This window comes from Cupriavidus metallidurans CH34 (assembly GCF_000196015.1).
GTDB classification, from domain to species: domain Bacteria; phylum Pseudomonadota; class Gammaproteobacteria; order Burkholderiales; family Burkholderiaceae; genus Cupriavidus; species Cupriavidus metallidurans.
Genome location: NC_007973.1, coordinates 59,630 through 85,880 on the forward strand (window position 1 = coordinate 59,630; position 26,251 = coordinate 85,880).

At 66.0% G+C, this 26,251-nt stretch carries 27 protein-coding genes; 18 read left to right on the forward strand and 9 right to left on the reverse strand.

The window, feature by feature from the left end; all coding sequences use genetic code 11:
* The first annotated feature begins 43 nt into the window (after positions 1-43).
* Genes mreC through RMET_RS00300 form a run of 6 tightly spaced genes read left to right on the forward strand, consistent with a single transcriptional unit; the run spans position 44 to position 6,997 of the window.
* Positions 44-1,054, forward strand: coding sequence for a rod shape-determining protein MreC (mreC, locus tag RMET_RS00275; protein ID WP_011514978.1), 1,011 nt, complete (start codon positions 44-46; stop codon positions 1,052-1,054).
* Entirely contained in the window at positions 1,051-1,563 is a 513-nt protein-coding gene (gene mreD / locus RMET_RS00280; protein ID WP_008640831.1) for a rod shape-determining protein MreD, read from the forward strand. Before mreC ends, mreD begins: the two co-directional genes overlap by 4 nt.
* A gap of 43 nt (positions 1,564-1,606) precedes the next feature.
* Complete coding sequence (mrdA, locus tag RMET_RS00285) at positions 1,607-3,988, forward strand: penicillin-binding protein 2 (RefSeq protein WP_011514979.1); 2,382 nt, start codon at positions 1,607-1,609, stop codon at positions 3,986-3,988.
* A 13-nt stretch (positions 3,989-4,001) separates the two neighbouring features.
* Positions 4,002-5,144 (forward strand): rod shape-determining protein RodA, encoded by a 1,143-nt coding sequence (gene rodA, locus RMET_RS00290; protein WP_011514980.1) that lies wholly within the window; start codon positions 4,002-4,004, stop codon positions 5,142-5,144.
* A 52-nt stretch (positions 5,145-5,196) separates the two neighbouring features.
* Positions 5,197-5,868 carry a DUF484 family protein gene (locus tag RMET_RS00295; protein ID WP_011514981.1) on the forward strand — a complete coding sequence of 224 codons (672 nt, stop codon included), beginning with the start codon at positions 5,197-5,199 and terminating at the stop codon, positions 5,866-5,868.
* A 19-nt stretch (positions 5,869-5,887) separates the two neighbouring features.
* A complete protein-coding gene (locus RMET_RS00300) occupies positions 5,888-6,997 on the forward strand; it encodes a tyrosine recombinase XerC (RefSeq protein ID WP_011514982.1) in 1,110 nt (369 codons plus the stop codon).
* Here RMET_RS00300 and RMET_RS00305 read toward each other — a convergent pair.
* Complete coding sequence (locus tag RMET_RS00305; RefSeq protein ID WP_029306792.1) at positions 6,994-7,950, reverse strand: transcriptional regulator GcvA; 957 nt, start codon at positions 7,948-7,950, stop codon at positions 6,994-6,996. The two genes, RMET_RS00300 and RMET_RS00305, sit on opposite strands and share 4 nt — an antisense overlap.
* Positions 7,951-8,143: 193 nt before the next feature.
* Here RMET_RS00305 and RMET_RS00310 point away from each other — a divergent pair, with 193 nt between their 5' ends.
* From RMET_RS00310 to pcp, 9 genes are all read left to right on the forward strand, one after another.
* Positions 8,144-8,512 carry a DUF2917 domain-containing protein gene (locus RMET_RS00310; RefSeq protein ID WP_011514984.1) on the forward strand — a complete coding sequence of 123 codons (369 nt, stop codon included), beginning with the start codon at positions 8,144-8,146 and terminating at the stop codon, positions 8,510-8,512.
* A 138-nt stretch (positions 8,513-8,650) separates the two neighbouring features.
* On the forward strand, positions 8,651-9,379 hold the full coding sequence (lipB, locus tag RMET_RS00315; protein WP_029306791.1) for a lipoyl(octanoyl) transferase LipB: 729 nt from the start codon (positions 8,651-8,653) through the stop codon (positions 9,377-9,379).
* A 76-nt stretch (positions 9,380-9,455) separates the two neighbouring features.
* Positions 9,456-10,448 carry a lipoyl synthase gene (gene lipA, locus RMET_RS00320; protein ID WP_011514986.1) on the forward strand — a complete coding sequence of 331 codons (993 nt, stop codon included), beginning with the start codon at positions 9,456-9,458 and terminating at the stop codon, positions 10,446-10,448.
* A gap of 340 nt (positions 10,449-10,788) precedes the next feature.
* Positions 10,789-11,439: a 5-oxoprolinase subunit PxpB gene (gene pxpB, locus RMET_RS00325; protein WP_011514987.1), complete on the forward strand. Its 651-nt coding sequence runs from the start codon at positions 10,789-10,791 to the stop codon at positions 11,437-11,439.
* Entirely contained in the window at positions 11,436-12,455 is a 1,020-nt protein-coding gene (locus tag RMET_RS00330; RefSeq protein ID WP_011514988.1) for a 5-oxoprolinase subunit C family protein, read from the forward strand. Before pxpB ends, RMET_RS00330 begins: the two co-directional genes overlap by 4 nt.
* A 76-nt stretch (positions 12,456-12,531) precedes the next feature.
* A complete protein-coding gene (gene pxpA, locus RMET_RS00335) occupies positions 12,532-13,272 on the forward strand; it encodes a 5-oxoprolinase subunit PxpA (RefSeq protein WP_011514989.1) in 741 nt (246 codons plus the stop codon).
* Positions 13,273-13,339: 67 nt separating this feature from the next.
* The gene (locus RMET_RS00340; protein WP_011514990.1) at positions 13,340-14,074 is read left to right on the forward strand and encodes a DUF969 domain-containing protein; all 735 of its coding nucleotides are present in this window, start codon (positions 13,340-13,342) and stop codon (positions 14,072-14,074) included.
* Between the two features lie 3 nt (positions 14,075-14,077).
* Positions 14,078-15,028, forward strand: a complete 951-nt coding sequence (locus RMET_RS00345) for a DUF979 domain-containing protein (protein ID WP_011514991.1) — start codon at positions 14,078-14,080, stop codon at positions 15,026-15,028.
* A 13-nt stretch (positions 15,029-15,041) separates the two neighbouring features.
* Entirely contained in the window at positions 15,042-15,710 is a 669-nt protein-coding gene (pcp, locus tag RMET_RS00350; protein ID WP_011514992.1) for a pyroglutamyl-peptidase I, read from the forward strand.
* 11 nt (positions 15,711-15,721) lie between these two features.
* Here pcp and RMET_RS00355 read toward each other — a convergent pair whose 3' ends face one another.
* The 5 genes from RMET_RS00355 to RMET_RS00375 are packed head-to-tail and all read right to left on the reverse strand — an operon-like array spanning position 15,722 to position 20,695.
* Positions 15,722-17,044, reverse strand: a complete 1,323-nt coding sequence (locus RMET_RS00355; protein WP_011514993.1) for a VanZ family protein — start codon at positions 17,042-17,044, stop codon at positions 15,722-15,724.
* 51 nt (positions 17,045-17,095) lie between these two features.
* Complete coding sequence (locus RMET_RS00360) at positions 17,096-17,743, reverse strand: ABC-type transport auxiliary lipoprotein family protein (protein ID WP_011514994.1); 648 nt, start codon at positions 17,741-17,743, stop codon at positions 17,096-17,098.
* A gap of 44 nt (positions 17,744-17,787) precedes the next feature.
* Complete coding sequence (locus tag RMET_RS00365; RefSeq protein ID WP_011514995.1) at positions 17,788-18,729, reverse strand: MlaD family protein; 942 nt, start codon at positions 18,727-18,729, stop codon at positions 17,788-17,790.
* Positions 18,729-19,568, reverse strand: coding sequence for an ABC transporter ATP-binding protein (locus RMET_RS00370; protein ID WP_008648922.1), 840 nt, complete (start codon positions 19,566-19,568; stop codon positions 18,729-18,731). Before RMET_RS00370 ends, RMET_RS00365 begins: the two co-directional genes overlap by 1 nt.
* On the reverse strand, positions 19,565-20,695 hold the full coding sequence (locus tag RMET_RS00375) for an MlaE family ABC transporter permease (protein ID WP_011514996.1): 1,131 nt from the start codon (positions 20,693-20,695) through the stop codon (positions 19,565-19,567). Before RMET_RS00375 ends, RMET_RS00370 begins: the two co-directional genes overlap by 4 nt.
* A 160-nt stretch (positions 20,696-20,855) precedes the next feature.
* Here RMET_RS00375 and RMET_RS00380 point away from each other — a divergent pair, with 160 nt between their 5' ends.
* From RMET_RS00380 to RMET_RS00390, 3 genes are read left to right on the forward strand one after another with little or no spacing between them, the layout of a single operon-like run.
* Positions 20,856-21,713: a biotin--[acetyl-CoA-carboxylase] ligase gene (locus RMET_RS00380; RefSeq protein ID WP_011514997.1), complete on the forward strand. Its 858-nt coding sequence runs from the start codon at positions 20,856-20,858 to the stop codon at positions 21,711-21,713.
* Complete coding sequence (locus RMET_RS00385) at positions 21,710-22,543, forward strand: type III pantothenate kinase (protein WP_011514998.1); 834 nt, start codon at positions 21,710-21,712, stop codon at positions 22,541-22,543. Before RMET_RS00380 ends, RMET_RS00385 begins: the two co-directional genes overlap by 4 nt.
* Positions 22,544-22,585: 42 nt before the next feature.
* A complete protein-coding gene (locus RMET_RS00390; RefSeq protein ID WP_011514999.1) occupies positions 22,586-23,380 on the forward strand; it encodes an SPOR domain-containing protein in 795 nt (264 codons plus the stop codon).
* Positions 23,381-23,503: 123 nt separating this feature from the next.
* On the opposite strand, the gene rfaE2 is transcribed toward RMET_RS00390, so the two are convergent.
* From rfaE2 to RMET_RS00405, 3 genes are all read right to left on the reverse strand, one after another.
* The gene (gene rfaE2 / locus RMET_RS00395) at positions 23,504-23,995 is read right to left on the reverse strand and encodes a D-glycero-beta-D-manno-heptose 1-phosphate adenylyltransferase (RefSeq protein WP_011515000.1); all 492 of its coding nucleotides are present in this window, start codon (positions 23,993-23,995) and stop codon (positions 23,504-23,506) included.
* A gap of 77 nt (positions 23,996-24,072) precedes the next feature.
* Entirely contained in the window at positions 24,073-24,933 is an 861-nt protein-coding gene (locus tag RMET_RS00400; RefSeq protein ID WP_011515001.1) for a ferritin family protein, read from the reverse strand.
* A gap of 129 nt (positions 24,934-25,062) precedes the next feature.
* A complete protein-coding gene (locus RMET_RS00405; RefSeq protein ID WP_224446175.1) occupies positions 25,063-26,247 on the reverse strand; it encodes a patatin-like phospholipase family protein in 1,185 nt (394 codons plus the stop codon).
* Between the last annotated feature and the right edge of the window lie 4 nt (positions 26,248-26,251).

The following is a 26,251-nucleotide window of genomic DNA, read 5'->3' on the forward strand; positions in this document are numbered from 1 at the left end:
GGGGCGTCGCGCTGGCGGATTGGCATCGCCTGCGCACGGGTAAATGGATTACTCTCCACCGCCGCTCTTCAAGCAAGGCACGTCCGCCGTTGCGCGTCTGGTTATCTTCGTGACGATCGCGCTGGTGCTGCTGATCGTCGACGCGCGCTTTGACGCCATGCGCAACGTGCGCCAGGTGGCTGCCACCGTGCTGATGCCGGTGGAGCGTCTGGTGCTGGTACCGCGCGACGCCATCCGTGGCGTCTTCGACTACGCCCAGTCTTCCGTCGAACTGGCCAACGAGAACCGCGAGCTGCGGCGTGCGGCGCTCGAGCAGGCCAATGCCTCGGTTCGCCAGGCCCAGCTCGAATCCGAGAACAACCAGCTTCGCAAGCTGCTGAACCTGACGCAGCAATCGACCACGCCGGTGACCCCGGCGGAAATCCTCTACGACGCCCGGGACCCCTACAGCCAGCGTATCGTGATCGATCGCGGCAGCATGCAGGGCCTGCGCGCCGGCTATCCGGTCATCGACGAGCGCGGCGTGATCGGCCAGGTGACGCGCGTTTCCCCGTTCCAGTCGGAAGTGACGTTGCTGACCGACAAGGACCAGGCGATCCCGGTCCAGGTGGTGCGCAACGGTCTGCGCAGCGTGGCCTTTGGCGGCTCACGCGCCGGTCTGCTGGACCTGCGCTTCATGGCGGCATCGGCCGATCTGCAGCAGGGCGACCTGCTGGTGACGTCGGGCCTCGATGGCACCTATCCGCCGGGCCTGCCGGTGGCGAAGATTGTCCAGATCGAACGCAAAGCCGATACGGCGTTCTCCCGCGTGTATTGCGAGCCCGTGGCCGGTGTGCGTTCGCACCGCCAGTTGCTAGTGGTGCGCTATGAGTCGGGCCTTGCCCCGCGCCCGCCGGAGGCAGCCACGTCGCAGAAGGCCGAGCGCGGCTCGCGGTCGGCGGCGGCACGCGCTGGCGCCGAGCAGAAGGCAGACAAGGCGGCCACGTCGGCCGACAAGCCCGCGGACACGCCCACGGCCGCGCCGGCGCAGAAACCCTCGGAGCCCGCACGGTGACGACATCCCAATACCTGCTGCGCCCGGTCAATCCCGCGTTCATCGCGCTGACCTTCGTGCTGGCCTTCCTGATCAACCTGATGCCCTGGGGCGAGACGCTCTGGATTCCGGACGTCGTGGCGCTGGTGCTGGTGTTCTGGAACATCCACCAGCCACGCAAGGTTGGCATGGGCGTGGCGTTCCTGCTGGGTTTGCTGATGGACGTGCATGACGCTCGCCTGCTTGGCGAACATGCGCTTGCCTACACGCTGTTGGCCTACTTCGCGATCACGATCCATCGCCGGGTACTGTGGTTTTCGGTCTACGCGCAGGCGCTGCACGTGCTGCCGTTGTTGTTCATCGCGCACGCGGTGCCGGTGGTTATCCGCCTGGCCATGGGCGCGCCGCTGCCCGGCTGGCAATTGCTGCTGGCCCCGGTGATCGAGGCGGTGCTGTGGCCGATGGCCACCAGCCTGCTGCTGGCGCCGCAACGCAGATCGAACGAAGTCGATGAGACGCGTCCGATCTAGTCCCAATCCCTGACGCGCTCACCACGCCGCCCGCAGTACCGCCATGACCGAAATTCGCAACGTCGAACTGGAAATCGGCCGCTTCCGCATCCGCGTGGCGGCCGCCGCCCTGTTCACGGTCGTCTGCTTTGGCCTGCTGTTCTCCCGCTTTCTGTGGCTGCAGTGGTACAAGCACGACCAGTACTCGGCCAAGGCCGAGGACAACCGCATCTCCGTGGCGCCGATCGAGCCTAACCGCGGCATCATCATGGACCGCAACGGCGTGGTGCTGGCGCGCAACTACTCCGCGTACACGCTTGAAATCACGCCGTCCAAGCTGACCGACACGCTCGACAACACGATCGAGGAGCTGGCCACGCTCGTCGATATCCAACCGCGCGACCGTCGCCGCTTCAAGCGGCTGCTGGAGGAATCGCGCAGCTTCGAAAGCCTGCCGATACGCAGCCAGCTCACCGACGAGGAGGTAGCCCGGTTTTCGGCGCAGCGCTTCCGCTTTCCGGGCGTCGACGTGCGCGCGCGGTTGTTCCGCCAGTATCCGCTGGGCGAAGCGGCCAGCCACGTGGTCGGCTACCTGGGTCGCATCTCGCAGCGTGACCAGGAGCGGATCGAGGCCATGGACGAGGCCAACGACGCCGCCGATGGCGACAAGTACGATCCGCGCAAGGACGCCGACAACTACAAGGGCTCCAACTACATCGGCAAGATCGGGCTGGAACAGAGCTACGAGACCGAGCTGCACGGCCTGACGGGCTTCGAGGAGGTGGAGGTCAGCGCAGGTGGGCGGCCGATTCGCACCCTGTCCACGTCGCCGGCCACGCCGGGCAACAACCTGATCCTGTCGCTCGACATCCGCCTGCAGCAACTGGCCGAGCAGCTGTTCGGCGATCGCCGTGGAGCGCTGGTGGCGATCGAGCCCGAAACGGGCGACATCCTGGCCTTCGTGTCCAAGCCGACCTTCGATCCGAACCTGTTCGTCGAAGGCATCGACTCCAAGACCTGGGACGAACTGAACAACTCACCCGACAAGCCGCTGCTGAACCGACCGTTGCGCGGCACCTATCCGCCTGGCTCGACGTACAAGCCGTTCATGGCGCTGGCTGCGCTGACCACGGGCAAGCGCACTGCCGCCTGGGGGATGCACGATCCAGGGTTCTTCACGCTTGGCAACCACACGTTCCGCGACGACAAGCCCGGCGGCCACGGCTGGGTGGACATGCAGGCGTCGATCGTGCAGTCGTGCGACACCTATTACTACATGCTGGCGCGTGACATGGGCGTCAACGCGATCCACGATTTCATGAAGCCGCTCGGCTTCGGCCAGATCACCGGCATCGATATCGAGGGCGAAAACCGCGGCATCCTGCCATCCACGGACTGGAAGCGAAAGGCGTACCGCCGCCCCGAGCAGCAGAAGTGGTATGACGGCGAAACCATTTCGCTGGGCATCGGGCAGGGCTACAACAGCTTCACGATCCTGCAGTTGGCCAACGCGGTGTCGATCCTGGTCAACAACGGCGTGGCGATGAAGCCCCACCTGGTCAAGGCCGTGGAGGATTCGGTCTCGCGCAAGCGCACGCTGACCGTGCCCAAGGAAAGCTATCGCATCCCGCTCAAGCAGGGCGATATCGACGTGATCAAGCGTTCGATGGTTGCCGTGACGCACTCCGGTACCGCTGCACGGGTGTTCGCCGGCGCTGCCTACGAGTCGGCCGGCAAGACCGGTACGGCGCAGACCTACACGCTGGGCAAGAACGAGAAGTACAACCACCATGCGCTGGACGAGCGCAAGCGCGACCACTCGCTCTACACCGCGTTCGCCCCGGCCGATCATCCGAAGATCGCGCTGGCGCTGATCGTCGAGAACGCGGGTTTTGGCGCCGCCGTGGCCGCGCCGATCGCGCGCAAGGTGATGGACTACTACCTGCTGGGCAAGTGGCCGGAGGAACTGGCCGCGACGGCCCCGCCGCCCGCGGAGCGCGAGCGCGCTGGCGGCAAGCCGCCTGTCGACACGCCGAGCGTGTTCACGACTGGCCAGACCGCCAATGCCGCCAGTGCCACGGTGATGCAGACAGCACCGGCCGCCGCGTCGGATGCCACGACGGGCGCTGCAAATGCCGCAGGCGCGAGCGCGGCGGGGGCTTCCGCATCGGTGCCGGCGGCACGGTCGGCATCCGACACGATTGCCGGCCAGCTCGACCCGGATGCCATCGCCCCGGCCTCGGCCGAAGTGACGCTCGATGCGCGGATGCTGCAGGCGCTTGGCCACAGCAAGCCAGCGCCGACGCCACCCGCCACGCCGTCGCGCGCAACGCCCGCCTCGGCCCCGGCACCCGCCAAGCCGAAGACGCAGCCCGCCCGGCCAAAGCCCGCCAATGTCGCGGGCCCGGCCTCGGGCTCGTCGGCCCGCAACAACGTTTCAGAGTAATAAGGAGACGCGCATGGACCGACGCCGCGTCGTATCGATCATCAAGTCTGCCCTGACCGGCTTCGACAAGCCGCTGGCCTTGATCGTCTTTCTGCTGTTCGCCACCGGCATCGTTGCGCTGTACTCGGCCGCGATCGACATGCCGGGCCGGGTCGAGGACCAGCTGCGCAATATCCTGCTGTCGTACGTGGTGATGCTGGTGATCGCCTACATGCCGACCCAGCTGTTGATGCGGATTGCCGTGCCGCTCTACACCGTGGGGGTAGCGCTGCTGATTGCCGTGGCGATGTTCGGCCTGATCCGCAAGGGCGCGCGGCGCTGGCTGAACGTGGGGATGGTGATTCAGCCCTCCGAGATCATGAAGATCGCGATGCCACTGATGCTGGCGTGGTACTTCCAGAAACGCGAGGGGGTGATCAAATGGTTCGACTTCGTCGTGGCACTGATCATGCTCGGTATTCCGGTCGGCCTGATCGCCAAGCAGCCTGACCTGGGCACTGCGTTGCTGGTGCTGGCCGCCGGCATCTACGTGATCTACTTCGCGGGCTTGACGTGGAAGATCATCCTGCCGATTCTCGGTGCGGGCGTGGTCGTGATCACGCTGATCGTGACTTACCAGAACCAGATCTGTGCGCCGGGCGTGAACTGGCCGATCCTGCACGACTACCAGCAGCACCGTGTCTGCACGCTGCTCGACCCGACCACTGATCCGCTCGGCAAGGGCTTTCACACGATCCAGTCGATCATCGCGATTGGCTCGGGCGGGGTGACCGGCAAGGGCTGGCTCAAGGGCACACAGACGCACCTCGAATTCATCCCCGAGAAGCACACCGACTTCATCTTCGCCGTGTTCTCCGAGGAGTTCGGGCTGATCGGTAATGCGGTGCTACTGGTCCTGTACCTGCTGCTGATCTTCCGCGGGCTCTATATTGCGGCGAACGCGCCAACGCTGTTCTCGCGTCTGCTGGCCGGCTCCATCACGCTGATCTTCTTCACCTACGCCTTCGTGAACATGGGCATGGTGAGCGGGATCCTGCCGGTGGTGGGCGTGCCGCTGCCGCTGATGAGCTACGGGGGAACCGCGCTGGTGACGCTGGGAATGGGCATCGGCATTCTGATGAGCATTTCCAGGCAGAAAAGGTTGATACAAACGTAGTGGATGGCGTCTTTGCTACACTGCCATCCAAAATTTGTTCCGGTGGAAGCCCATGAACGCTCAAGACGTTGCCGCTTACCTGCAGAGCCATCCGCAGTTTTTCGAAGATCACGCCGAACTGCTGGCGACGGTGCAACTGACCAGCCCGCACAGCCATCGGGCGGTGTCGCTGCAGGAGCGCCAGATGGAAATCCTGCGCGAGAAGAACAAGGGTCTGGAACTCAAGCTGGCCGATCTCGTCCGGCACGGCCACGAGAACGATCGCACGCAGCAGCGTATGCATGACTGGCAGATGCGCCTGCTGGCCGAGGCCGATTCCCACGCGCTGCCCTATGCGGTGCGCGACGGCCTGCAGCAGGTGTTCGACGTGCCCGCCGTGGGGCTGCGCCTGTGGAGCGTCGGTGAGACCTATGCCCACATGGAAGTGGCGCAGGGTGCCAGCGATGACCTGCGCCTGTTCGCCGAAGGCCTGCGCGCGCCGTTCTGCGGCGCGAACGCCGGTTTCGAGGCCGCTCAGTTGCTGGAGCGCGACGACGTCGCGTCGCTGGCGATGGTGGCGCTGCGCGTGCCGGCCAAGCCCGACGAGGACGGCCCGGGCGCGGCGTTCGGCCTGCTGGTGCTGGGCTCGCCCGACGCGCGCCGCTTCCATGAGGGTATGGGCACTGCCTATCTGGCCCAGATCGGCGAAGTCGCCGGCGCGGCGCTGAATCGCCTGCGCGACTAAGCGGGGCAAACACTCCTCCATGCGCACGCGCCAGCCGGCACGCAACAGGGCCCATGCGGTCGATGAGGCTGATGAGGCGTCGGCCGAGAAGCCGGCCCCAGACCCGCTGGTGGTGCGCTATCTCGACTGGCTGGCGACGAGCCGAAAGCTCGCCGCGCACACGCTGACCAGCTACGGGCACGATCTGTCCGTGTTGCAGTCGCAAGCCATTCGCCTGGCGCCCGGCGTGGCGTTGCTGGCGCTGGAGACCCGTCACATTCGTTCGTTTGCGGCGCGGCTGCATGGCAATGGCCTGTCGGCCCGCACCATCGCACGCACGCTGTCGGCGTGGCGCGGCTTCTATCTCTGGGCGGCGCGGCATGGTCACGGCGTACAGTCCAATCCCGTCGACGGCGTGCGCGCGCCCAAGCGTGGCAGGCCGCTGCCCAAGGCGCTCTCGGTCGAACATGCGGTGGCGCTGGTCGCCCATCGCCAGGACGACACCAACGAATCGCTACGTGATCAGGCTGTCTTTGAGCTGTTCTATTCGAGCGGCCTGCGGCTGTCAGAGCTGATCCAGCTAGACGTCCGCTATACGGAGGACGGCGACTATCGCTCGTCCGGCTGGCTCGATCTCGATGGCGCCGAAGTGACCGTGCTCGGCAAGGGTTCGCGCCGGCGCACCGTGCCGGTGGGCAGCAAGGCGATCCAGGCGCTGAAAGCCTGGATTCATGTGCGCGAGATGATGCTGCGGCCCGGCGCGCTGCCCGAGGATGCCCACGCGCTGTTTCTTGGCACGCGCGGCCGGCGGTTGCCGATCAGCACGGTGCAGCAGCGCATCAAACGCCAGGCGCTGGCCGCGGGCGTGCCCAGCGATGTCCATCCGCACATGCTGCGCCACTCGTTCGCCACGCATATGCTGCAGTCGTCCGGTGACCTGCGGGCGGTGCAGGAAATGCTGGGCCACGCCAGCATCTCCACCACGCAGATCTACACTTCGCTCGATTTCCAGCACCTGGCCAAGGTCTACGATCAGGCCCACCCGCGCGCCGGTCGGGCAAGCAAGTCGCCGAAGGCATCCAGCGTGAAACCCAGCAAGCCGGACGAATCGGACGAGTTGGCCGAGCCGGACGATTCAGGCGAAGACTAGTTCCACTGCGAGAGGATGTTGCGGAATCGCTCCATCTCGGGCAGCAGCCAGTGCCGGAAGGCCTGGACTTTGGGTGTCTCCAGACTGGCGTGCGTGCAGACGAAGTGGAGCAGCCACGGGCATGGAATGCTGACGTCGAACAATCGCACCACCCGGCCGGACAGCAGGTCGTTGTAGGCCAGCGACGAGCGGATCAGCGCCACGCCCTGTCCTTCGGCCGCAGCCTGCAGCAGCAGCGACGAATCCTGCAGCAGCAGGCCCTTGGTCGGCTCGGGCCAGTCGAGCCCGGCCGCTTCGAACCACGGTTTCCACGGATCGCCTTCACCCCGCAGCAACGGCATGCCGGCCATGTGGGCCGGCTGCTCGGGCAGGCGGCCACCGTTGTAGTTCGGGCTGCAGACGGGGAAGAACACATCGTCGAGCAGCCTCTCCACGTAGAGGCCCGGGTAGTGGCCGGTGCCCATGCGCAGCGCGATATCGACCTCCTCGCTGGCGAAGTCGACGAGCGAGTTCGACGACAGCAGTTCGACGTCCAGTTCCGGATGCTGCTCGATGAAGCTGCCGATGCGGGGCGTCAGCCAGCGCGCGGCAAAGGACGGCATGGTGCTGATGGTCAGGCGCTTGTCGCGATTGCCGGCCTGCAGCACGCGCGTGGCGTCGGCGATCTGCAACAGCGCGTCACGCACGCGCTCGGCATAGAGACGTCCGTTGGTGGTCAGCATCACGCGCTTGCCCCTGCGCTCGAACAGTTGCTGCCCCAGTTCCTCTTCCAGCGCGCGGATCTGGTGGCTGACCGCGCCGTGCGTGACGAACAATTCGGTGGCGGCCCGCGAAAAGCTCTCGTGGCGAGCCGCGGCTTCGAAGGTGCGCAGCGCGGCCAGCGCGGGCAAGCGCGGAAACTCGCGCTTCCAGCTACGCGGTTCGTCGGGATTCCAGGCTCCGCTCCAGACCATGGTGCTCTCGGCTATGTGAGGTTGGCTAACAAGACACAAGAATATATATCGTTTTGATAGTGGCAGGGCAATCACTAGAATTCACTTCACCGGAGACCGCTGGACACAATGAATAACTGGCCCGGTCCAAATGCCAAGCCAGTTTCTGAACCCCCGCCAAGACAGCTGGAATCCGGACTCACGGAGAGTCATCATGAAAGCCCTGCTCACAACGACCGTCTTCACCCTCGCCCCCGGGGAAGTCACCGCGCTGTCGCTGCACGCGGCACAGCGTCTGTTCGTGGAAGATGCAAAAGGCATGGATGTATGGGTGACCCGCGAAAACGACTCGGAGGATTACTGGCTGCGCTGTGGTTCGAGCCTGATGCTCCGGCGCGGCGATGAGATCGTGCTCAGCGTGGACCCGCGTGCCGCCGGCACGGTACGGTTGGCGCTGATCGCCGAAGCGCGCCGTCCGGCGCTGACGCTGGCCGATGTGCCGCATATTGCATATCGCGCTGTGAGGCGGCTGGTTCGAGGCACGGAGTGGACGCCCGCGGAAGACAAGATCACCGCCTCCTGATGCTGATGGTGCGGTGCCGGAGCGGCGGCTCAGACTTGTCTGGCCGCCGCGCGACGAACCCTGAACACCAGCATGACGAAGCAAATCGGGCCGGCCCGCGCTCTGCGTAGGCCGGCCCTTTTCGTTACACTCCTGCCCATGCATCCGATTCACGTCATCGACCGGGGCCGCCAGCCGTATCAGCCCTGTTTCGACGCCATGCGGGACTTCACCGCCACCCGCACGCCCGAGACGCCCGACCAGATCTGGCTGGTCGAGCATCCGCCGGTCTACACGCTTGGCCAGGCCGGCGACCCCGCGCATCTGCTCGCCCCCGACGACACGATTCCGGTCGTGCAGATCGATCGTGGCGGCCAGATCACATACCACGGACCGGGACAGGTCGTGGCCTACCTGCTGCTCGATTTGCGCCGGCGTCACCTGATGGTGCGCGAGCTCGTGCACGACATCGAGCAGGCGGTACTGGACACGCTCGCGGCGTATAATCTCGCAGCCGAACGCAAGGCCGGCGCCCCGGGTATCTACCTGTCCGACGGTAAGCACCAGGGTGCCAAGATCGCCGCGCTTGGTCTCAAGATCCGCAACGGTTGCAGCTATCACGGCGTCAGCCTCAACGTGCAGATGGACCTGTCGCCGTTCCTGCGCATCAATCCCTGCGGCTATGCCGGACTGGAAACGGTCGACATGGCTACCGCGGGCGCCGCCTTCACGGCGGCGGACGATGCCGGCGGCGCGGTGCATCGGCCCGTCACCGCGACACAACAACCCGAGATCGCACAACGCCTGGCGGCGGCCCTGTGCGAGGTACTGGCGGCACGCGAAGCGCGTGCCCCGGTGCCGGGACAAGCCGCTGCCGAGGCCGCCTGAGCATGGCTAGCCCGGCCCGAATCACAGCCTATATTTACAGCCTACATTGCACGCTGACGCGCGTGCGGAGAACAGTATGAGCGACGCCCCGATCGCCACGTCCAGCGAAGTCACGCAATCCCCTGCCGACTACGATCCGACCAAGAAGCAGAAGTCGGCCGAGAAGACCGCTCGCATCCCTATCAAGATCGTGCCGGCGGAAAAGCTCAAGAAGCCGGACTGGATTCGCGTCAAGGCTGCCACTGGCAATTCGCGCTTCTATGAGATCAAGGACATCCTGCGCGCCAACAATCTCGTGACCGTGTGCGAGGAAGCCAGCTGCCCGAACATCGGTGAATGCTTCGGCAAGGGCACCGCCACGTTCATGATCATGGGTGACAAGTGCACGCGTCGCTGCCCGTTCTGCGACGTGGGCCACGGCCGCCCGGACCCGCTCGACGTGAACGAGCCCGGCAACCTGGCGCGCACGATCGCCCAGCTCAAGCTCAACTACGTGGTGATCACCAGCGTCGACCGCGACGACCTGCGTGACGGTGGCGCCCAGCACTACGTCGACTGCATCTCGCAAACGCGCGAGCTGTCGCCGAACACGCGTATCGAAGTGCTGGTGCCGGACTTCCGCGGCCGCCTGGACCGCGCGCTGGACATCCTGCAGGCATGCCCGCCCGACGTGATGAACCACAACATGGAAACCGTGCCGCGCCTGTACAAGCAGGCCCGCCCCGGCGCTGATTACGCGCATTCGCTGAAGCTGCTGCAGGATTTCAAGCGCCGCAATCCCAATGTGCCGACCAAGTCGGGCCTGATGGTGGGCCTGGGCGAAACTGACGAGGAAATCCTCGACGTCATGCGCGACATGCGCGCCCACGACATCGACATGCTGACGATCGGCCAGTACCTGGCGCCGTCGAACCACCACCTGCCGGTTACGCGCTACGTCCACCCGGACACCTTCAAGATGTTCGAAGAAGAGGCGTACAAGATGGGCTTCACCCACGCCGCTGTCGGCGCGATGGTCCGCAGCTCGTATCACGCTGATCAGCAGGCGCATCAGGCGGGGTTTGCCTGATCGATCGACGTTTTCTTGCGCGTCACGAAAAGCGGCCGGATTTCCCGGCCGCTTTTTTTTGGCCCGTACGTAGCCACACCCTTTCAGCAGCCTTTCCATTGAGGTGGTGCAAGCACCTCTTTTGCATCTTCTTGGCGTGTTCTTGTCGCTAACGGTGCATAACTACCTAGGGTCAACACCGAGTGCCGTGCACCGGTAAGTTTCGATACCATGAATTTATCGATAAATCGTCGATGAAATTCGATTGAGTCGCGTCGGCTTCATCGGCGAGTCAGCACCGTGGTCTTGTGGCGCCTACACTGCCTGAGACTGCGGGCTGCAGTTACCTCGCGAGTTCCAAATGCCTCAATGCACCGTCCATCGTCTGGCTGAACAGGCGCTGCTTTACAGCGTCGAGCCGCCGGCGTCGCTCGATGTCCAGCGACGTATCTGGGCGATGGCCGCGCGTGCCGCCGACTGGCGGGGTGTGGTCGATGTGGTGCCGGGCATGAACAACCTCACCGTGACCTTCGATGGCACGGCGGACGTGGCAGCGCTGGAGCGCAACCTGAAGCTCGCCTGGGCTTCGGGAGAGGCGCGCAATGCGACGGGCAGGCTCGTGGAAGTCCCGGTCCGCTACGGCGGCGAGTTCGGGCCCGATCTGGCCGATGTGGCCGCCCACACGGGCCTGACACCCGCTGAGGTCGTGCACCGCCATGCCGCTGGCGAGTACGTGGTCTATTTCCTTGGATTCCAGCCCGGCTTTACCTACATGGGCGGGCTTGCGCCCGAATTGGCCACGCCGCGCCGCCGCGAGCCGCGTCTGGCCGTGCCGGCTGGCGCGGTGGGCATTGGTGGCGAGCAGACCGGCATCTACCCGGCCGTGCTGCCGGGTGGCTGGCAACTGATCGGGCGTACCGACGCCCAGCTATTCGTGGCCGATCGCGATCCGCCGTCGTTGTTCGCGCCCGGCGATACCGTGCGTTTTGTTGCCGAGGAGATCCTGCTGTGATCGAGATCATTCGGCCTGGCGCGCAGGCATCGGTGCAGGACCTCGGCCGTGTGGGCTTCCGCCGCTTCGGCGTGGGCCGCTCGGGCGCGGCTGACGACCTGGCGCTGCGCGTCGGCAATCGCCTGCTCGGCAACGATCCCGGCGCGGCGGCGATCGAGTTCACACTGGGCCGCGCCGCCGTGCGTTTTGAGGCCGACATGCGCGTGGCGCTGACGGGCGCCGAATGCAGCGCGAATCTTGACGGTGTCCCGGTCTGGTCGTGGCACGCGTTCGACGTGCGCCGTGGCGAGACGCTCACGCTGCCGTCGCCGCGCGGCGGCACGCGCACCTATCTCTGCGTGGCCGGTGGCATCGACGTGCCCCTGGTCATGAATTCGCGTAGCACCGATCTCAAGTCCGGTTTTGGCGGATTCGAAGGCCGCGTGCTGCGTGAAGGCGATCGCCTGCCCGTGGGCCGGCCCGGCATCGAGCAGGGGCAGGACTGGGTGGGCGTGGCCGCGCCGGGTTGGGCGCTGCCCGGGCAAGACGGTGGCAATGCCATCGCAATCCGCCTGCTGCCCGGCCCCGAATACGCCGACTTCGAGCCGGCGTCGCAAGCCGCGCTATGGCAGTCCGAATGGACCATCACGCCGCAGAGCAACCGCATGGGCCTGCGTCTGCAAGGTCCCGCATTGGCACGCCGAGCCGAGCGCTCGGCCGATCTGTTGTCGCACGGCGTGGTGCCGGGCGTGATGCAGGTGCCGCCGTCAGGCCAGCCTATCGCCCTGATGAGCGATGCGCAGACCACGGGCGGCTATCCGAAGATCGGCACCGTGATTGGCGCGGACCTGTGGCGACTGGCGCAGGTGCCGCTGGGCGCGACCGTGCGCTTCCGCCAGGTCACGCTCGAGGAAGCCGCCGCCGCGCAGGCCGAGGTGGACCGCTACCTGCGCCAGATCGACCAGGCACTGGCATGGCAGCGCGACGGCATGCAGATCGCCGCGCGGCGCCGCGCAACCACGCGCTTTGTCGCCTGAACGCCCAGACGATGCAACGACGCAACGAAACAACGAATTCCAATCGCCTGCCCCGACATATCCCCGGAGAACGCACATGCAAATCGACCTGAATGCCGACCTCGGCGAAGGCTGCGGCAATGACGAAGCCCTGCTGGCGCTGATCAGCTCCGCCAACATCGCCTGCGGCTGGCACGCGGGCGATGCCGCCACGATGCTGCAGACCGTGAAATGGGCGTTGGCCAACAAGGTGTCGATCGGCGCGCATCCGAGCTTCCCGGATCGCGAGAACTTCGGCCGCACCGAGATGCAGCGCGATCCCGAGGCGGTCTATGCCGATGTGCTGTACCAGATCGGCGCGCTCGATGCGATGGTGCGCGCGCAGGGCGGCGAACTCGCCCACGTGAAGCCGCACGGCGCGCTCTACAACATGGCCGTGCGCGACGCAAAGCTGTGCGAGGCGATCGTGCGCGCCGTGCGTGACTACGACTCCGACCTGGTCTTCTTTGGCCTGGCCAACAGCCAGATGATCGACATCGCACGCGCGGCGGGCCTGCGCGTGAAAGAAGAAGTCTTCGCCGACCGCGGCTATAACCCCGATGGCACGCTGGTCAAGCGTGGCACGCCGGGCGCGTTGCACGAGGACGAAGACGTGGCCCTGAACCAGACGCTGTCGATGGTCCGCGACAAGCAGGTGCGCGCGATTGATGGCACCTGGGTACCGATTCGCGCCGAAACCGTGTGTCTGCACGGCGACGGTGCTCACGCGCTTGCCTTCGCGCGCCGCATCCGGGAACGGCTCGGCGCGGAAGGCATTGCCATCCGTGCCGGCAACTGACGAGCCATCACGACGGGCTCACTCACGCGCTGGTTTTGCTCCCCCCAAACCTTATCCGGTGCACTCCATGGAAACCGCACTCAATCTTTGGCCCCTGCTAGGGGTCGGCGTCATCATCCTTGGCTTTGTTCTGCGGTTCAATCCCATGATGGTGGTGGCCGCGGCTGCTATCGTCACCGGATTGGCCGCGTCGATGCCTGTCATGCAGATCTTCACGGCGATCGGCACGGCATTCGTCAAGGCGCGCAACTTGCCGCTGATCATCCTGCTGCCGCTGGCGGTGATCGGCCTGCTCGAGCGTCATGGGCTGCGCGAGCATGCCCAGGCGTGGATCTCGCGAATCGCATCGGCTACCGTTGGCCGTCTGCTGATCGTCTACCTGGGTGTACGTGAACTCACCGCAGCGGTGGGGCTGACAAGCCTGGGCGGCCATCCGCAGATGGTGCGCCCGCTGCTGGCGCCGATGGCCGAAGGCGCGGCCGAGAACCGATTCGGTCATCTGCCCGAACCGGTGCGCCAACGCATCCTGGCGTTCTGTGCCGCTACCGACAACGTTGGCCTGTTCTTCGGTGAGGACATCTTCGTGGCCTTCGGCGCCATCGCGCTGATGCACACGTTCCTGCTGTCATCGAACATCGACGTCGAGCCGCTGCACATCGCCGTCTGGGGCATCCCCACCGCCATCTGCGCGTTCCTGATCCATGCCGTGCGCCTGAAGCGTCTCGATGGCTGGCTCGAACGCGAACTCGGTGGCAAGCAAGCCGCCGGCACGCCGGCCACTGCCGTAGCGAAAGGGGAGTAAGCCATGATTGTCTCGATCGACTATCTCTACTGGCTGGCCGGCTTCGTCCTGCTGATCACGGCCCTGATGACGTTCACGGACAAGACGCACCCGCGTCGGCTGTCCACGGGGCTGTTCTGGCTGCTATATGCGGTCATCTTTCTCGTCGGCGACAAGATCCCGCCCGCGATCGTTGGCGTGGGCGCGGTGGTGATGGCGCTGATCGCCGGATTCGGCGGCGTGGGCCAGGGCAAGCATGGCAGCCTGCCAGAGGAAGAGCGTCGCGCCAGCGCGCGTCGCCTGGGCAACAAGCTGTTCATTCCGGCGCTGCTGATCCCGCTGGTCACGGTGCTCGGTACCGTGCTGTTCAAGGATGTGAAGATCGCCGGACTGGCGCTGCTCGATCCGAAGAACGTCACGTTCGTGTCGCTCGGTATCGGCTGTATCGTCTCGCTGATCGTGGTTTGCTGGCTCACACGCGACACGGTGACGCAGAGCATGCGCGAATCGCGTCGTCTGATCGAGTCGCTCGGCTGGGCGCTGGTGCTGCCGCAGATGCTGGCGATGCTGGGTCTGGTGTTTGCCGATGCAGGCGTAGGCAAGGCCGTGGCGCACCTGACCACGGCGTACATCAACATGGACTACAAGCTCGTGGCCGTGGCGGTGTACTGCGTGGGCATGGCGCTGTTCACGATCATCATGGGCAACGGCTTTGCCGCGTTCCCGGTGATGACCGGTGGTGTTGGCGTGCCGATCCTGGTCGGCATGTTCAATGCGAACCCGGCCGTGATGGCGGCGATCGGCATGTTCTCCGGCTACTGCGGCACGCTGATGACGCCGATGGCCGCGAACTTCAACATCGTTCCTGCCGCGTTGCTGGAACTGGAAGACAAGAACGCCGTGATTCGCGCGCAGGTGCCTACCGCGCTGTGCATCCTGGTGGCCAATATCATCCTGCTGTACTTCCTGATGTAACCGGAGCCTGGCCATGACCACCCGTACTGTCCTGCTGACCGGCTTCGAGCCGTTCGAGAATGAACCGGTGAATCCGTCCTGGGAGGCGGTGCGTGCGCTCGATGGCGAGCGCGTGGGCGATGCCTTGATCGTTGCGCGGCAGTTGCCCTGCGTCTTCGGCAAGGCCATCGAGGCAATGGACGCGCTGGTCGATACGCTACGCCCTGACGTGGTGATCGCCGTCGGGCAGGCCGGTGGCCGCACCGAGCTGTCGATCGAGCGCGTGGCGATCAATGTCGACGATGCCCGCATTGCCGACAACGCCGGGGCCCAGCCGATCGACGCGCCGATCGCCAAGGATGGCCCGGTCGCGTACTTCTCGACCCTGCCGATCAAGGCGATCGTGCGCGACATGCGCGCGGCCGGCGTGCCCGCGATGGTCTCGCAGACCGCCGGTACCTTCGTCTGCAATCACGTGTTCTATGGGCTGATGCATGTGCTTGCCCATCGCAAGGCGGGCAGCGCCGCCGCGCCCACGCGCGGGGGATTCATCCATATTCCCTATCTGCCCGAACAGGCCGCGCGTCATCCGGGGGCGCCGAGCCTCGCACTCGATACGCTGATCGCGGGGTTGCGCGTGGCGGTGGCCACGTCGCTATCGACGGACGCGGATATTCGCGAGGGCGGCGGACAACTGCACTAGCAGGAGCGGCCTCAGGATTGCGGCCGCTTCGATTCCTGCTGCGCTTCCGTCGCGGCCGCCACCGCGCGCTCGGTGGCGCGGCGCCTCGCGCGCCGCACCAGCCGGCGTCGCACGCTGGCCTGCTCGAATCGCCAGATGATGTAGAAGAACGCCAGGAGCGGCCATAGCCAGCCCAGCCATTGCGCGAGGCTGTTGAAATGGATGAAGCGGCCCATGCGCCAGCCTTGCTCCGAAATCCACGCGTACGGGTTCGACGGCAGCACGTTGGTCAGCACGATCAGCGTCGCCAGCGCCAGCGTGGCGAGGATCGCCCGCAGCCAGCGTGGCAGGCGCAACAGCAGCACCAGCACCAGCGAACTCGTCAGCAGCGCGAAGCGGCCCCCCTCGGACAGCCAGTTGAAGGCGTTGTCGTCCGGGAACTGCAGCTCGGCTACCGCGGCCTTGATGATGAGCGCGGCAGTCAGCAGGCCCGCCAGGATGCGCAGCATCGGCGCGGTGCGCCGCATGGCGATCGAGGCGAACAGGCCGGTGCCGATCCAGCTCGATGCCGTGACCATGGTCTCCAGCATCAACTGGCCCTGCATATCGTCAGGGCGCAGGCCGATGTTGTCCTGCCATGCGATCAGCGAAGGGAAATAGGCCTGCACCAGCTCCATCGGCCACGAGTCCGGGTCGGTCAGCCATTCCCGCACGATCCCGCCCATGCCGAACAGATGCTCCTGCGGGAAGATCTGCGCGAACGGCCAGAGCAGGATCAGGATGATCGCGAAGCTCGCGTACGGCTCGAACCACGCATAGCGCAGTCGCGTCAGGGTGCCGCGGTCCACCAGCGCACTGGTGAACGGCGCCACCACGGCCGCGCCGAGCAGTGAGCCCAGCGCATTCGTGATCAGGTCAATGTTCGAGGAGATGCGCGTTGGCAGCCAGGTCTGCAGCGCCTCCATCGAGCCGGACAGCAGCGCGCCGGCCACCAGCGCGATCAGCGTGGCCCGTGCGCCGGACACGCGCGGATGCAGAGACAGCACAACGAGCGCGCCGAACGGGCAGTAGCCGAGCACATTGGTCAGCAGGTCGAACTCGGTGATGTAGCGCGGCTTCGGCGCGGTCAGGAAGGCAAACGCCGAGACGCCGTTGTTGACCCATCCGGTGAACGGATAGAGGCTCGCGTACACCACGAGCAGTGTGAAGCAGAGCAGGCCCACGCGCGCCACCGGCGAGTGACGCGGCAGCAGCGCGACTTCGAGCTCGGACTGGCGCGTGTCCTCCGGTTGGCTCCGCTGCGGTTCCGGAGGCGCGGGGGAGTGGGGAGAGGGCGGGGGCGTTGCCTGTGCCATGACTACGGTAAGACGGCGAGCAATGTGACCGACACGGCTACCACTCTACGCTCATCGGCGCTGCGGAGCCGGCGGGGCCGGCGGCGCGCTCGATGCCTGCGCGCCATCGAGCGGGAGCGTCGCGGTCCAGTCGAGGATCGCGGCGATTACGGCATCGACGCCGGCCGAAAGTGCCTTGACGCCACCCTGGCCGTCCGCGCTTGGCGCCGGCTGTTCGGCGACGAACGTTTTCTGTCCGATCAAGCCCTTGTGGTAGACCGTCGCGCGGGCTCGAACCACGCCGCGGCTGCTGGTCGGGGAGTCGAAAACCTGTTCGAAGGCGAGCAGGTCGACCTTGAGCGCCGGGATCGTCGTATCGCCCGACCATGACAGCGGGCCGCGAGCGGCCACCGCGTCGCGGAGGCGATCGTTGAACAGGTGCTGCGGGGAGTCTACCCAACGCTGCGTCGAGTAAGCCTGCAGCCGCTGCGCCTGCGTGTACTGGAGCCGGTAGTAGATGCCGCTGCCGTCCATCCAGACCGGCCCGTCGGTCTGCGTGATGCGCAGCTTTGGCAACGGTGCCGGCGGCTGAGATGGCGCCGCTGCCAGCGGGCCGAAGTCATAGGTGGTCGAAGGCGGCTGCGAGGACAGCACGCTGCAGCCCGACAGTGCGATCAGCAGGCCCAGCGCGGTGAATCGGAGAGCGGAGGCGATGGTCATGGTGAATTTCCGTCGAGTTACCGTCAAATGTTGGGCGCTGCGGATCAGGGCGCCTGGAAACCCGGCTCGCCCGGGCCAGGCGTGGGCGATGGCCCGCCGAACAGCACGCTACTTGGCTTGTCGTTGAACTGACTGGCGGCGCGGTCGATGCTGCGCACCGCCTGGCGTGACTCGCGTGCCAGTCCGTTGATCTGTGGCAGCGTTTCCTGATTCACGATGGTGGTGGTGGACTGTACTGAATCGGCAGCCACCTGCAGGTCGTTGCCAACGCGGTTGACCGTGCGCATGACCGTGCCGTCGGGGTTGCCGATCTCATCGGTCAGCCGCTTCGTCGACACCAGCGCTGCGTTCAGGTTGTCCACGGCCTTGGGCAGCTTCTCGGCGGCCGGCTGCAGGGTCGACTTCAGATGCGAGTAGTCGTCCGCGGTCTTGTGCACGGCCCGGATGGCCGCCATCAACTCGTCGCGGTTGGCGGGCTGGAACATGCTGTCGAGCGATGCCATCAGTGTTTCGGCCTGCGTCAGCAGTGAATCGCCGCGCTTTTCCAGTTCCTCGAAGAAACCGGGCCGCATCACGATGCGCGCGGGCTCGCGTGCCGACGTCGTCAGCCGCGGCGAGCTGCTCGTGTCGCCCTCCGTGCGCTCGGAATCGTCGAGCTGCACGTAGGCAATGCCGGTCACGCCCTGGAAGCCTAGCGTGGCATACGTGGTGCGCGTGATTGGCGTGTCATGGTTGATGCTGATGCGGACGATGATCTGGCCCGGCACCTGCGGATCGAACTTGATAGATAAGACCTTGCCGACCTCGAGTCCGCGATATTTCACGTCGGCCTGCGGCCCCAGTCCGTTCACCGTCGATCGCGTGATCAGGTCGTACGGCACGCGCACGGTGTGATCGCTGCTGAACCAGAACAGGGAAACCGATACCAGGATGGCAAGGCCGATGGTGAACACGCCGGCCAGGAAGGCGTTTGACTTGTTTTCCATCAGACTTCTCCAGGATGCGCGTCCGGCGCGCCGGGGCCCTTGGGGGCCGGCAGCGCCTGCAGCGCGCGCTGGGCGCGTTCGCCCAGGAAATATTCGCGAATGAATGGGTGGTCGACCTTGATCACCTCGGGAATTGGCGCGGCGGCCAGCACTCGATGGTCGGCCAGCACGGCCACGCGATCGGACAGCGCCACTAGCGTGTCGAGGTCGTGCGTGATCATGACCACGGTCAGGCCGAGTTCACGGCGCAGTTCGCGGATCAGGGCCACATAGTCGTCCGAGGCCATCGGGTCGAGGCCAGCGGTTGGCTCGTCCAGAAACACCAGCTCGGGTTCCAGCGCTAGGGCACGGGCCAGCCCGACGCGCTTGATCATGCCGCCGGACAGGTCGGACGGCATCTTGTCGGCGTCCTTGGCGGAGAGCCCCACCAGTTGCAGCTTGAGCAGGGATGCCCGGCAGATGAGGTCGTCCGGCAGCGCGCGCATTTCGCGCAGCGGCAGCGCGACATTGTCGATCACCGACAGCGCGGAGAACAGCGCGCCACGCTGGAACTGCAGCCCCCAGCGGCTGCGCAGGGCCTGCAACTGGTCAGCGGACAGTTCCGCGGGATTCTCGCCGAAGACCCGGATCGTGCCCGAGGTCGGACGGTCCAGGCCGACGATCTGGCGCAGCAGCACGGTCTTGCCCGAGCCAGACCCGCCAACGATCGACAGCACCTCGCCGCGATAGACCTCGAGGTTCAGATCCTTGTGGACCACGTTGTCGCCGAAGCGCTTCTCGAGGTTGCGCACCTCGATGATCGTCTCGCGCGGGGTGCCGCGCTCAATGGTTGGACTCATATGCCGATGTCCTTGAACAGGATTGCGAACACGGCGTCGGCGATGATGACCACGGTGATCGACGTCACCACCGATGCGGTCGTGCCCTGGCCCAGGCTCTGCGTATTGGGTTTGACGCGCAGGCCGAAGTGGCAGGCCGTCAGCGCGATCAGCATGCCGAAGACCACGCCCTTGCACAGGCCGAACCACAGGTTGGCAACCGGCACTGCATCGGGCAACTGGCGCAGGAAGTACACGTAGCTGATGTCGAGCTGCAGGCGGGCGGCGACCATGCCACCGAATAGCGCCAGCAGGTCGGTCCAGGCCACGAGCAGTGGCATGGAGATGGCCAGGGCGATCACACGCGGCATGACCAGCCGGAAGCCATGGGAAATCCCCATCACGGACATCGCGTCGAGTTCCTCGGTCACCCGCATGACGCCGATCTGCGCGGTGATGGCCGAGCCGGAGCGGCCGGCGATCAGGATCGCGGCCAGCACCGGACCGAGCTCGCGGATAACGGCCATGCCGAGAATATTGACGATGAACGTGCTGGCGCCAAATATCCGCAGCTGATTGGCCGACAGGTAGGACAGCACGATGCCGATCAGGAAGGCGACCAGCGCCGTGATGCCGAGCGCCTTGTAGCCGACGTTGTAGATATTCGCGGAGATTTCGCGCCAGGGGCCGCGCTGCGGCGCGCGCAGGAAGCGCAACAGGTCGAACACCAGTTGCCCGAGCATCGTGACGCCGACGCCGAGTTGGGCCAGAAACGACAGCACGCTCGCGCCGACGATTGTCACCGGGTTGAAGCGTTCGACCATGTGCTTCTTCCAGCCCTCGGTGCGCAGGCCGGCGATGCGCGCGAATACGCGCTTCTGGCCGTCATTGAGCGACACGTTGTCAGGCATGTGGCCATTCCAGGCCTGCCAGATCAGTTGTGCGCCGATATGGTCGAGGCGCGTGATGCCATCGAGGGACCACTCGGCGTGGCGCGGCGCCTCGGACAGTTCGTGCAGTTGCGCGCGCAGGCCACGTGCTTCATGGCATCCGGCTAGCGCAACGGCCGTCCACTCTCCCTGCAACTGCACGCGGAAGTCGGTGTCCTGGCGCGATATCTCAATGACGGGTGTCGGCTGGCGTTCCAAATGAGGCTGATGTGATGGGCGAGTCTCGATTCTATGCTACTGGCCGCCGGCATGGCGATCAGACACCTTCTGACACGGTGGCGGCTACAATCTCGCCAGACCGCGCCGCGCGGGTTTGATTCCCTGAAACTCCCCGAATTCCGAGTTCTTTGCTTTCGACATGTCAGAAGCCCCCGACCGTTCCCCATCCGCCCCCGACTGGCGCATCGATGCCGATTTCCTGCATCTCGAGCTTGGAGCAGGTGCCGCGCACGCCTGGGCCGTCGAGGTGGTCGAGGAAACCGGCTCGACCAATGCCGACCTGACACAGGCCTGCCGCGCCGCGCCCTGGTCGGACGACGCGTGCAGCGTGCGGGTGGCCTATCGCCAGACAGCAGGCCGTGGTCGGCATGGCCGCCCGTGGCGGGGGCAAGCCGGCCTGACTTTCTCGGTGGCGATGCCGCTGGCGCTGTCGCCGGCGCGCCTGAGCGGACTGAGTCTCGCCGTGGGACTGGCGTTGGCCGAGGCGCTGGAGGACGTGGACCCGGCGCTTGGCGCGCGCGTTGGCCTGAAATGGCCGAACGATCTCCAGATCGACGGCCGCAAGCTGTCGGGCATCCTGATCGAATCGGTGCCTGCCGGGCCGGAGCGGGTCTGGGTGGTGATCGGCATTGGCCTGAATCTGGTGCGTGACCCGGCGATGGAAGCCGCCCTGGGCCGCGATCTGGCTGGCGTGGCCGAGGCCATGACGACGTTTGATCCGCAGCGGGACCCGACGCGCATCCTGGCTGCGATCGCGAACCGGCTGGCGCGGATGCGCGAGGCATTCCTGGTGGATGGCTTCGCGCCGATGGCGGCGCGCTGGTCTGCGCGGGATGCATTTCGCGATGAGCCGGTGCGCCTGCTGCACGATGGCGTGGTGCAGGCCGAAGGGCTGGCGCGTGGTGTGGATGGCGAAGGCTACCTGCTGCTGCACACGCCCGAGGGGCTGCAGCGCATCGCCAGTGGCGAAGTCTCGCTGCGCGGAGCCAGTGCATGAGTCGGCTCCTGATCGACATCGGCAACACACGCCTCAAATGGGCGTGGTGCGATGACGCGCCCGTGGCTGCGGAGCATGTCGTCGAGGGTGGCGCGGTCCTGCCCTCACCTTGGCGACACGGCGGCGCGGCGGCGCACGCCGTGCCTGCCGAGCGCTCGGCGCTGGTCGGCACATGGCGGCAACTTGCCGCCGGGACCACGCCCGAGATCTGGATTGCCAACGTGGCCGGCCCGACCATCGCGGCGGCCATGGAAGCCGTGATGGAGGATGCATTTGGCGCGGTGTCGCCACATTGGGTACGTACCACGGCCGCGCACGGCGACCTCGTCAACGGCTATCGCGAGCCCACGCAGCTTGGCGTGGACCGTTGGGTCGGCAGTATCGGGGCGCACCGGTGGTTGCCCGGCGAGACCCTGCTGATCGTGACGGCGGGCACGGCCACCACACTCGATATCGTCACGGCCACGGCGGATGGCGCCCGCTTCGAGGGTGGGCTGATCTTGCCCGGCCTTGAACTGATGCTCGGCACGCTGGCCCGCAATACTGCGCAATTGCCTGAACTCGATGTGCTCGACACCGGCGCGGGCGCCGAACGAGCTGTTCGGGCGTTGGGCGCGGACAACACTCACGATGCGATCGCGGCGGGCTGTCTGGCCGCGCAGGCCGGTGCCATCGAGCGCTCCTGGCGTGCGCTCGCGGGACGCGGCCCGGTCCGCTGCCTGCTCTCGGGCGGCGCGCGGCACGCGGTGGCTGGCGCGCTCGCGATGCCGTTCGAGATGCACGATAATCTCGTGCTGCTCGGGTTGCACGCCATGGCGCTGCCTGCCTGACATACCTGCGCAACCCCTATCCGTCGCCTGTCATTCGTCACCATGCTCCGCAAAGGTTTCAACGCCCTGCTGCTGATCCTGCTGCTCGTCAACCTTTGGCTTGCGGCGGCCGTGGCCGGCAAGTTCGGTCCGGAACCACTGGCCGGCTGGGCAGAAAGCCCGCGCGAGCCGCAACGCCTGGGGCAGCAGGCGCGGGTGGAGCGGATGCAGATCCAGCCGCCGAGGGCGGCGGAGGCTGCGGACGCGGCAGTGGCTCCGGCATCGTCCCCGGCAGCGCCACGCGCGGCCCATCCGGCGGCCATCTCCAGCACCGCGCGGACATCCGCCGATAGTTGCATGGAGGTGGGCGGCTTCACGGCGCAGAACGTGCAGCGCGCGATCGAGGACCTGAAGGCGATTGCCGTGACCGCACCCCTGCCGATGGAGCAGTTCGAGCGATCGGAGCAGGTGCGGTGGTGGGTTCATCTGCCGGCCCAGCCGACGCGCGAGAACGCCGATCGAAAGCTGGCGGAGCTGCGTCGCCGCAAGGTCACCGACGTATCGGTGGTGGCGGGCGAGAATCCCGAGTCGTACACGGTTTCGCTCGGACTGTTCCGTGACCGCGAGCGTGCCGACAAATTCCTGGAAGTATTGCGCGGGCAGGGCGTGCGCACCGCGCAGATCAGCGATGCGCCGAGAGCGATCGCGCGGCAGTGGCTGCGCGTGGCGCACGCCGACGATGCCGTGCGCGCGCGGATGGACGAAGTGAGGCTGCGCTATGGCGGTGATGTGCTGCAGGACTGCCGCCCGGTGACCCAGGCGCGCGGCGAGCCAGTCGCGACGCGTGCCGAGGGTTAAAAAGCGGGTTCAAAATGAAGCGAAGCAGTTCTGGCTAGACGAGGGGCTGCAGACAGTAGAAGTAGAACGGCAAGGCCCTGCAACGACGCCAGAATCTTCTTGAAACGGCTTCTAACACCCGGCTCAGCCGCCGCGTACCTTCGTCAGCAGCTTGGTGGTCGAGCGGTCGTGCAGGAACTGGATCGCGTATGCCTGTCCGCCCCAGCTACGCACCAGCCGCGTTTCCTCCAGCGTGTCGATGTCGTAGTCGCCGCCCTTCACGTAAACGTCCGGCCGCACCAGCCGGATCAGTTCCACCGGCGTCTTCTCGCGGAACATCGCCACCAGATCCACTGACGCGAGCGCGGCCAGCAGCGCCATGCGATCGGCATCGTGATTGAGCGGGCGATCGTTGCCCTTGCCGAGCATCTTCACCGAAGCGTCGCTGTTCACCCCGACCACCAGGCTGGCGCCCATCGCGCGCGCCTGCGCCAGATACGTGGCGTGGCCGCGATGGAGGATGTCGAACACGCCGTTGGTGAAGACCAGCGGGCGCGGCAGCTTTGCCACTGCGGCGTGCAGGGCCGCGACATCGTCGGCGGGGACCAGCTTGGATTCGAAGGCGGGTGCGTTCATGTGTCGTGGAGAAAGAAAAACCCCATCGTATCCGATGGGGTTTGGCATGCTCAGGTGCTCAAGCGGGGCCGGAACGCTCAGGCTTGGGCAGGTTGGGCACCGCCGCTCTGCAGGCTGATGTTCAGTTCCTTGCGGTAGCGGTTCAGGTCCTGCACCGTGTCGAACGTGCGCTCGAACAGCAGCGACATGTTGTGCAGAATCCGCTCGATGACCTTCTTTTCCCAGATCTCGTCGAAGCGGATCTGTTCGTCGAGCCAGTGCTCGAGCCAGTCCGGATCGGGCAGGCGGGACTGCACCGTGTCGTTCGGGAACAGCGCCTTGTTCACGTGCAGGTTGGTCGGGTGCAGCGGCTTTTCCGTGCGACGGGCCGACGCCATCAGCACGCCGATCTTGGCGAACGCGGCACGCGCGTTGTCGCCAAACTGGTTCAGGTACTTCTTCATGTAGCGCAGGTAGGCGCCGCCATGGCGTGCCTCGTCCTGCGACAGCGTGCGGTAGATATGCTTGATCACCGGTTCCGAGTGCCATTCGGCGGCACGGCGGTACCAGTGGTTCAGGCGGATCTCGCCGCAAAAATGCAGCATCAGCGTTTCCAGCGGCGGGGCCGGATCGAACTCGAAGCGCACGGCGTGCAGCTCTTCCTCGGTCGGCACCAGGTCCGGACGGAAACGGCGCAGGTACTCCATCAGCACCAGCGAGTGCTTCTGTTCCTCGAAGAACCAGATGCTCATGAACGCCGAAAAGTCGGAGTCGTGGCGGTTGTCGCGCAGAAACATCTCCGTGGCGGGCAGGGCCGACCATTCGGTGATGGCATTCATGCGGATGGTTTTCGCCTGGTCGTCAGTGAGCAGGCTGGCGTCGAAGGTATCCCAGGGGATGTCCTTGTCCATGTGCCAGCGGACCGCCTCCAACGATTTGAACAGTTCGGGGTAGAGCATGCTAAGCCTTTGAAATTACGGGCGGATTCTACCAGACAAGAATTATTCTCGAATGATTTCTCTACTCCGTTGTAGCCCGGATCGTAGCGATTTCAATCAGATTGCCGGTTGTTGTCGCAAAAAGTGGCGCTATTGCGACACTTCTGTCACTTCTTTTTTGGCCGGCGTGGTTTCCGGCACCACTCCATAGAGGAATGCGGCGATCTGGTCGCCCTGGGCGGCCGCGTCACGTTCGCCCAGCGCCAGCAAGGCCTGGGTGAACTCGGGTTCGAACAACAGATAGCTCGCGAACGCGGCGCCGCGCGCCTCGGTGCCGCCCAGTGGCGACAGGAACGCGCGCACGGTGCGTGGCAGGCGATTCAGGTGCTCGGCCGCGATGGCCTCGATCGGCTCGCTGGGTGAAATCGTCATGACCTGCACCGGGCGCCAGCCTTCGGTGTCGTTGGCCATCTCGGGCATCCGCGACAGCAGCCGGTTGATGTGCATGAGTCGCTCGATGTCGGCCTGCAGGCCATCCAGGAAGATGCTGGCCAGGGCTTGGCCGCCAACCTGCGCCAGCGACGGATAGCCGCCCGATGGCACGGTATCGAACCAGCCGGCCCGCTGGCGCGACGCGGCGCCGATGGCCAGGATGCGCGACGCGCCAAGGTGAATCGCGGGTGACAGCGGCGACATCTGCCGCATCGTGCCGTCGCCGAACCATTCGTGATGGCCTTCGAGTTCGAGCGGTATGGCCGGGAACAGGAACGGAATCGAGGCCGATGCCAGCAGGTGATCGACGCCAATCGCGGACTCCACGGCCATGCGCTGGCTGCGTTGCCATCCGTGGATACGGCGGTGAGACTGATAAAACGTGACATGGCGGCCGGTGCTGTACGACAGCGCCGTGACCGCGAAGGCTTGCAGCACGCCGGCGTCCAGACTGGCCTGGACGCGCTCCGGCTCGAACAGCTCGGTCAGGAAGCTGCCGAGCGGCGCATTGTCGAATAGCGCGCGTGGCGATGACCGCCGCGTGACCCAGCCGAAGGCCAGCGAGGACAGCCATCGCGCGCCGGAAACGCCCACGCGCAGCACGTCGGTCCGGTAGACGTCGTCGGCGTGCAGGCTGTGCCAGAGCGCTGACAGCTTGTCCGTGGCCGCGCGGAAGTCGGCGGCGCCGACCGCCAGGCCCGCGCCATTGATCGCACCCGCGGATGTCCCGGCGATGATGCCGAACGGCAGCGGGCAATGTGCCAGCCCAAGACGCGCGGCGATCTTCGCAATACCGGACAGCACACCGGCCTGGTACGCGGCCCGCGCGCCACCGCCCATCATCACC